General features: G+C 74.9%; 8 protein-coding genes. 3 read left to right on the top strand and 5 right to left on the bottom strand.

All coding sequences use genetic code 11. The annotated features are described in order from the left end of the window. The 3 genes from AB0M52_RS27610 to AB0M52_RS27600 form a co-directional block, all read right to left on the bottom strand. Window positions 1-1,362 (bottom strand): GNAT family N-acetyltransferase (locus tag AB0M52_RS27610; protein ID WP_363959525.1); only part of this gene is annotated, 1,362 nt, incomplete at its 3' end. 29 nt (window positions 1,363-1,391) lie between these two features. Then, window positions 1,392-2,573 (bottom strand): acetoin utilization protein AcuC, encoded by a 1,182-nt coding sequence (locus tag AB0M52_RS27605; protein ID WP_363959522.1) that lies wholly within the window; start codon window positions 2,571-2,573, stop codon window positions 1,392-1,394. A 48-nt stretch (window positions 2,574-2,621) separates the two neighbouring features. Next, the gene (locus tag AB0M52_RS27600; protein ID WP_363959519.1) at window positions 2,622-3,479 is read right to left on the bottom strand and encodes a sulfurtransferase; all 858 of its coding nucleotides are present in this window, start codon (window positions 3,477-3,479) and stop codon (window positions 2,622-2,624) included. Between the two features lie 101 nt (window positions 3,480-3,580). On the opposite strand from AB0M52_RS27600, the gene AB0M52_RS27595 reads away from it, so the two are divergent. Continuing rightward, window positions 3,581-4,270: a metal-dependent transcriptional regulator gene (locus AB0M52_RS27595; protein WP_363959516.1), complete on the top strand. Its 690-nt coding sequence runs from the start codon at window positions 3,581-3,583 to the stop codon at window positions 4,268-4,270. 7 nt (window positions 4,271-4,277) lie between these two features. Here the strand turns inward: AB0M52_RS27595 and AB0M52_RS27590 are convergent, their stop codons facing one another. Then, window positions 4,278-4,517: a DUF5522 domain-containing protein gene (locus tag AB0M52_RS27590; protein WP_363959513.1), complete on the bottom strand. Its 240-nt coding sequence runs from the start codon at window positions 4,515-4,517 to the stop codon at window positions 4,278-4,280. Between the two features lie 158 nt (window positions 4,518-4,675). On the opposite strand from AB0M52_RS27590, the gene AB0M52_RS27585 reads away from it, so the two are divergent. After that, window positions 4,676-5,017 carry a YciI family protein gene (locus tag AB0M52_RS27585; protein WP_363959510.1) on the top strand — a complete coding sequence of 114 codons (342 nt, stop codon included), beginning with the start codon at window positions 4,676-4,678 and terminating at the stop codon, window positions 5,015-5,017. Window positions 5,018-5,154: 137 nt separating this feature from the next. Next, entirely contained in the window at window positions 5,155-6,336 is a 1,182-nt protein-coding gene (locus AB0M52_RS27580) for an RNA polymerase sigma factor (protein ID WP_363959528.1), read from the top strand. A 111-nt stretch (window positions 6,337-6,447) separates the two neighbouring features. Here AB0M52_RS27580 and AB0M52_RS27575 read toward each other — a convergent pair. Further along, a partial coding sequence (locus AB0M52_RS27575; RefSeq protein WP_363959507.1) for a DUF4872 domain-containing protein occupies window positions 6,448-7,320 on the bottom strand: 873 nt, incomplete at its 5' end.

Genomic DNA, 7,320 nt, shown 5'->3' with positions numbered 1-7,320 from the left:
CTGGGTGAACAGCGCGCTCACCGCCGTCTCGTCCGGGCCGACGGAGTCGCCCACCCCGGGCGGGCGGGCCGGGGAGGCCAGCGCCACCACCGGCTTGTCCCGGCCGATGCGCCGGGCCAGCCGGGCGAACTTGCGCGGGTTGCCGAAGGTCTCCAAGTACAACATGATCACGTCGGTCGCCGGGTCGTCCTGCCAGTACTGCAACAGGTCGTTGCCGGAGACGTCGGCCCGGTTGCCGGCCGAGACGAAGCTGGACAGGCCCAGCCCCCGCCGGTCCGCCTCGGCCAGCAGCGCCACGCCGAACGCGCCCGACTGGCTGAAGATGCCGACCCGTCCGGGCACCGGTAGGCGGGGGGCGAGGGTGGCGTTGAGGCGTACGGTCGGGTCGGTGTTCGCCACCCCCAGGCAGTTCGGGCCGATCACCCGCATACCCGCGGCGTGCGCCGCACGGACCAGCGCGCGCTGCGCGGCGGCGCCTTCGACGCCGGCCTCGGCGAAGCCGGCGGAGATGACGACCAGGCCGTGCACCCCGGCCGCGGCGGCGTCGGCGACCACCTCGGGGGCCGAGGGCGGCGGCACCGCCACCACTGCCAGGTCGACCGGCAGCCCGGCGTCGGCCGCCGACGGGTACGCGGGCAGGCCGGCGACCCGGGCGGCGGTGGGATGCACCGGCACCACCACCCCGGTGAACCCGCCGTCGCGCAGGTGCCCGAGCACCGCCGCGCCGACGCCCTGGCCGGTGGCGCTGGCGCCGTAGACGGCGACGCCGCGCGGGGCGAGCAGCCGGGCGATGGAACGGGACTCGGTACGGTGCTCCCGGCCGCGCTGCACCTCCAGGGTCGCCTCGGTGGGTGCGATCGGGAAGCTGAGGTGCACCACGCCGTCGGCGAACTGACGCTGGATCTGGTACCCGAAGTCGGCGAAGACCCGCAGCATCTGGCCGTTGGCCGGGAGCACCTCGGCCACGAAGTTGACGATCCCGACCCGCCGGGCGGCGTCGGCGAGGTGCTCCATCAGCACCGAGCCGATGCCCCGGCCCTGGTAGGCGTCCTCCACCACGAAGGCGACCTCGGCGTCGGGCGACTGTGGGCCGAGCCGCTCGTACCGGCCGACGGCGACGATCTGGTCGCCGGCCAGCACCACGAACGCCTCCCGGTCACGGTGGTCGACGTTGACGAAGCGGTGCAGATCCCGCTCCGGGATGCGCGGGTACGGCGAGAAGTAGCGCAGGTAACGGGTTCGTTCGGAGAACCGGGAGTGCATGGCCACGATCGACGGCCCGTCCGACGGGCGGATCGGTCGCAACTGGACCGTGCTGCCGTCGCTGAGCAGCACGTCCACGGCTTGTTCGGCTGTGGTCACCTCGGGCGGCCCTCCCCCGGCCGGCGCAGTCAGTCGCGTGGATCGTGCGGGTCGAGGCCGAACAGCGGGAAGACCGCCTTGCGGGTCGCGGCGATCGCCCGGTCCACCGGGTCCGGCTCGCCGGTGGGCTGCCAGGGCTCGTACCCCGGGTCGACGTCGTCGGTCATCCGCAGCGGCACGTCGTGGCCGGGCCGGCGGGCCGCGGCCAGTTCCCGCCAGGCCGGCGGGGTCAGCGTGGCCGGGTCCAGCGGCGCACCGGTGGCCACCGCCAGCAGGTGCGTCCAGGCCCGGGGCACCACCTCGACCAGGGCGTACCCGCCGCCGCCGGTGGCCACCCAGCGGCCGTCGCACAGCTCGTCGGCGAGCGCCCGAAAGGCCAGATAGGTGGCGCGCTGCCCGTCGACGGAGAGGTGCAGGTCGGCGAGCGGGTCGACACGGTGGGCGTCCGCTCCGCACTGGGTGAACAGGATCTGCGGGCGGAACGCACGCAGCACCGACGGCACGATCGCGTGGAAGGCGCGCTGCCAGCCGGCGTCCGCGACACCCGGTGGCAGCGGCACGTTGACCGCGCTGCCCACGGCGTCCGGGCCGCCGGTCTCGTCGGGGAACCCGGTGCCCGGGAACAGGGCCAGGGGGGTCTCGTGCAGGCTGACGGTCAGCACCCGCGGGTCGTTCCAGAAGATCTGCTGCACCCCGTCGCCGTGGTGCACGTCGACGTCGACGTACGCGATCCGCTCCGCGCCGAGGTCGAGCAGCCGGGCGATGGCCACCGCGGGGTCGTTGTAGACGCAGAAGCCGGCGGCCCGGGCCGGCATGGCGTGGTGCAGGCCGCCGGCCACGTTCACGGCGCGGCGGGCCTCGCCGTGCCACACCGCCTCGGCGGCGGCCACGGACGCCCCGGCGACCAGCGCGCTCGACTCGTGCATCCCGTCGAAGACGGGATTGTCCGAGGTGCCCAGGCCGAAGCCGGCGAAGAGCGGGTCGCGCGGGGCGATCCGGACCGCGTCCAGGTAGCGCGGGGCATGCACCCGGGTCAGCAGCGCGTCGTCGGCCGGCTCCGGCTTGACCAGCCGCACCCCCGGTCGTTGCAGGATGCCGAGTTCCCGGGCGAGCGCGATGGTCAGCTCCACCCGCACCGGGTCCAGCGGGTGGTCACCCATGTTGTAGGCGAGCAGCGACTCGTCCCACACCACCACCGTGTCGTCGGACATCTGCCCATCGTCGCACGGGGCCCGCCGCGCGGCCGGTGCGCGTACCGGTCAGGCGTCGGGTGGCGGGGCGGTGGCCACCGGCCGGTCCGGGTCGGCCACCCAGTTGCTCCACGAGCCGACGTAGAGCGCGGCGTCCGGCCGGCCGGCCAGGTGCAGCGCGAGCACCGCCTGCGCGGCGGTCACCCCTGAGCCGCAGTACGCCCCGACGGGTGCGTCGGCGGCCACCCCGGCGGCGCCGAACCGGTCCCGCAGCGCCTCGGCGGCCGGGAAACGGCCGTCGGTGACGTACTCGGGCGCCGGCAGGTTCACCGCGCCGGGGACGTGCCCGGCCACCGGGTCGATCGGCTCGTGTTCGCCCCGGTAGCGGGGCGCGGCCCGGACGTCGAGCAGGACGCCGTCGCCGGCCGCCGCCAACCGGGCGGCCGCCGTCGCGTCCAGCACCGGCAGGGCGCCCGGGCGGACGGCCACGTCACCGGGGGTGGGGGTCGGCTCGTCGGTGCTGGTGGGCAGGCCGGCGGCGAGCCAGGCCGGGAAGCCCCCGTGCAGCAGCCGGACCGGCCGGTGCCCGGCCCAGCGCAGTGTCCACCAGGCGCGGGCCGCGGACATGCCGTCGCCGCCGTCGTACACCACCACGGGGTGACCGGCGCGCACCCCGGCGGCCCGCAGCGCCGCCTGCAACGCGGCCGGGTCGGGCAGCGGGTGCCGGCCGGCCGGGCCGGGCGGACCGCACAGCGCGGTGTCCAGGTCGACGAAGACCGCTCCGGGCAGGTGCCCGGCGGCGTAGTCGTCCCGGCCGGGCGGGCCGGCCAGTCGCCAGCGGACGTCGAGCAGGGTGGGCGGGTCGGCCCCGTCGAGCTCGGCGGCGAGCCGCCCGGCCTCGACCAGAAGATCCTCGGTACCGGACATGGCGTCCAGTCAACACCATCGGTGACCCGGTGCCGCGGTTCGGCGGCGGCCGTCCGGGGGTGCGGCAGGGTACCATCGATCACCGGAGGGCCGCTGACACCATGAAGTCTCACGACCTGGTCGATACGACCGAAATGTACCTGCGCACCATCCTCGAACTCGAGGAGGAGGGCGTGCCACCGCTGCGCGCCCGGATCGCCGAACGGTTGCGCCAGAGTGGCCCCACCGTCAGCCAGACCGTCGCCCGGATGGAACGCGACGGCCTGCTCACGGTCGAGGGCGACCGGCACCTCAGCCTCACCGCGCTCGGCCGCGGCACCGCCGTCTCGGTGATGCGCAAGCACCGGCTCGCCGAGCTGCTGCTGGTCAACGTGATCGGGATGCCCTACGAAGAGGCCCACGAGGAGGCCTGCCGCTGGGAGCACGTGATGAGCGACGCGGTCGAGAAGCGGGTCTACGACCTGCTCAACCGACCGACCCGCTCGCCCTACGGCAACCCCATCCCGGGGTTGGAGGAGCTGGGCTCGCCCGGAGAGGCAGAGCCGGAGCCGGCCGAGGGCGAGCGCAACCTGGCCTTCCCCGGCCTGACCGGCAAGGTGGTCGTCCGGCGGATCTGCGAGAGCGTGCAGACCGACGCGGAGGTGCTTCGGCAGCTGCACGCGGCCGGCGTCGACCCGGGGGCCACCGTGACGGTGGCGCAGGAGCGCGACGCCGTCGCCATCGACCGCTCGGGCGAGAGCGTCCGACTGCCCCGCGAGGTCGCCTCCCGGGTCTTCGTCGCCGCCGCCTGACGCGCCGTCAGCTCACGTACGGGCAGTGCCGGCAGCCTCGACCGCAGCAGGTGCCGCGGCGGGCCAGGAAACCTGCGGTGAGCACGAACAGCCCGGTGTCCGGGTCCAGGTAGCCGGCCTCGCCGGCGGCCAGCGCGGCGGCGTGCGCGGCGAGGATCCGCTCCCGCCCGGGGTGCTCGGGCGGGAGCCGCGACGGGTGCGGCTCGGTCAGTGGCCGCGCCGCCAGGGGCCGTCGTTCTCCGCTCACCCGGGGCAGTCTAGGCAGCCGGCAACGGACCGACCGCGCCGCCGGTGGCCCGGCACGGGCCGCGACCGCTGGCGCAGAAAATTCCGGGAGGCTGTCGATTCCGGCTGGTCCGGTCCGTCGGTACGGCAGAGGATGGACAACGACCCGAGGAGAATCTGATGGCCCAGTACGCAGTCCTGGTCTACTCGCCGGCGCCGGCCGACCCGATGGACCTCACGCCCGACTACGTGGCGCTGCTCGAGCGGTACCCGGCGCAGGTGGCGGAGTTGGGCGGGCAGATCGTCACGGGCTTCGCGCTGCAACCGAGCACCACGGCCACGGCGGTGCGCGGCGACATCGTCACCGACGGCCCGTTCATCGAGGCCAAGGAGGTCGTCGCCGGGTTCTACGTCCTGGAGGCACCCGACCTGGACGTCGCCCTGAAGATCGCCAAGCTGAACCCGGCCACCATCCACGGCGGGGTGGAGGTCCGGCCGCTGTTCACGCCACCCGCCGAGTGAGCGACCGCCAGCCCGCCGCCGTGACCGGCGCCCCCGGGGCCGGAGACGCCGCCCCGGTCGAGCACGCCGGGGCGGCCGAACACGGCGCGGCGGCGGAGCGGGCCGTGGTGCAGGCGCACCGTCGCGAGTGGGCCTTCGTGCTCGCCGCGACGGCGCGCGTCGCCGGCGACTTCGACCTCGCCGAGGAGTGCGTCCAGGAGGCGTACGTCGCCGCGCTGGGCGCGTGGGCGCGTGACGGCGTACCGGACAAGCCCGGTGCCTGGCTCACCGCCACCGCCCGGCGCAAGGCCCTCGACGTACTGCGTCGGCAGCAGGTGTTCCGCTCGAAGCTGCCCTTGCTGGTGGAACCGGACGAGGCCGAGATGGACGAACCCGACGAGGACGCCGTACCCGACGACCGGCTGCGCCTGGTGTTCACCTGCTGCCATCCGGCGATCGCCCGCGAGGCGCAGGTCGCGCTCACGCTGCGCCTGGTCTGCGGGGTGAGCACCGGCGACATCGCCCGTGCCTTCCTGGTTTCCGAGCCGACCATGGCGGCCCGGGTGACCCGGGCCAAGAAGAAGATCTCCGCGGCCCGGATCCCGTACCGGGTACCGGAGGCGGCCGAGCTGCCCGAGCGGCTGGACGCGGTACTCACCGTCGTCCACCTGCTCTACACCACCGGGCACACCGCGCCCTCCGGCGCCGACCTGGTCCGCGCCGACCTGGTGGAGCGCGCGCTGCACCTGACCCGGATGCTGCTGGCCCTGATGCCCGACGAGCCGGAGGTACGCGGGCTGCTCGCGCTGCTGCTGCTCACCGACGCCCGCCGGGCCACCCGCACCGACGCCGAGGGCCGGCTGCTCCGGCTGGCGGACCAAGACCGCTCCGCCTGGGACCGGGTCGCCATCGGCGAGGGCCGCCGCCTGGTGCTCGACGCGTTCCGCACCGGTCGGGTGGGCCGGTACGCAATCCAGGCCGCCATCGCCTCGCTGCACGCCCTCGCACCCAGCTACGCCGCCACCGACTGGCCGCAGATCGTCCAGCTCTACGACGTGCTGCTGACCCGCTGGCCGTCCCCGGTCGTCGCGCTGAACCGCGCGGTGGCCGTGTCGATGGTGGCCGGGCCCGCCGCGGCGCTCGCCGAGGTCGACGCGCTGGCCCAGGACCCCCGGCTGGCCGGCTACCACTACCTGCCCGCGATCCGCGCCGACCTGCTGCACCGCCTCGACCGACCCGCCGAGGCCGCGCAGGCATACCGAACAGCGCTGGAACTCGTCGACAACGACGCCGAACGCACCTTCCTCACCACCCGCTTCGCTGAACTCACCCCACCCTGACGCCCCCGCACCCACCCCGTCGATCTTGCACTTTCGGTCGCCGAGATAACCCCTTCACGGCTTTTGCCGCGACGGAAAGTCCATGATCGACGGGGCTGATGCAGGGCGAGGTCAGGCGGAGAGGGTGCGGGCCGCCTTTCGTAGCGCGTCGACAGCGGCTGCCTCGGTCTCGTAGGCGGACGCGATCGCGGTGGCCAGCGCGGGGAAGTCGGGGTCGGTGGGTGGCCGCCGGTCGAGTTCCGCGCGGGTGGCCCAGAGGGCGACGGCTGCGGCCGAGCGCTGGTCGTCGCCCTCGTCACCGAGCGCGACCGCTGCCGCCAGGTCCGCGGTCAGCTCGCGGAGCTGCTGGTACTCGGGTACGTCGGCGGGGAGCGCGGTCTCGGCCACCCGGTGCCACGCCGCTGCCGCGTCGCGGAACCGGTCGCCGCATGCGGTCAAGTCCGGGGCGCGGAGCAGGGCGGCGGCCTGGTCGAGGAAGGTGGCGTAGAGGTCGCGCAGGTGCCCGCCGGTGGCGCCGACCGGCTCGACGCCCTCCCAGATCGACAGCAGCGCGCCGACCAGGCCGGTGCCGTCCGCGAAGACCTTCGGCCACCCCTTCGCCGCCTTGGCGTCGGCGGCCAGCTTCGCCCACTTGCGCCAGGCCGGCAGGGCGAACGACGCCGAGGAACCACCGAGCCCGGCGAGGCAGTCGCCGATGCCGGCCACCACCGCCGCCGCCAGGTCCGCATCGCCCGGGCCCTCGATCTCCCACAGGCAGTTCTGGTACGAGCCGACGCGGGCCCGCGCCCGGTCGAGGCGGGCGCGGTCGACGGTGAGCGGGCCGAGGTTGCGGTCGTCGAGGCGTACCCCGTCGTCGGTGTACGCATAGGCCACGACCTGGTGGCCGCCGTGGCCGTCGAGGTGCGCGGGAAGATGCCAGTAGCCGACGATCTGCCGGTCCGGCACCACGATCGCGGGGTGACCGGCGTCGAGGGCAGCGGCCAA

Origin of the sequence: Micromonospora sp. NPDC051296 (genome assembly GCF_040682255.1) — a bacterium.
GTDB classification, from domain to species: domain Bacteria; phylum Actinomycetota; class Actinomycetes; order Mycobacteriales; family Micromonosporaceae; genus Micromonospora; species Micromonospora craterilacus.
The sequence above is the reverse complement of the archived record's forward strand: the minus strand, read 5'-3'. Positions and strand labels throughout refer to the sequence as shown.

What these genes read in the sequence shown, in the direction of transcription:
- AB0M52_RS27600 (WP_363959519.1), bottom strand. Translation starts at nt 3,479, where the DNA reads ATGTCCGGTACCGAGGATCTTCTGGTCGAGGCCGGGCGGCTCGCCGCC.
- AB0M52_RS27595 (WP_363959516.1), top strand. Translation starts at nt 3,581, where the DNA reads ATGAAGTCTCACGACCTGGTCGATACGACCGAAATGTACCTGCGCACC.
- AB0M52_RS27585 (WP_363959510.1), top strand. Translation starts at nt 4,676, where the DNA reads ATGGCCCAGTACGCAGTCCTGGTCTACTCGCCGGCGCCGGCCGACCCG.
- AB0M52_RS27605 (WP_363959522.1), bottom strand. Translation starts at nt 2,573, where the DNA reads ATGTCCGACGACACGGTGGTGGTGTGGGACGAGTCGCTGCTCGCCTAC.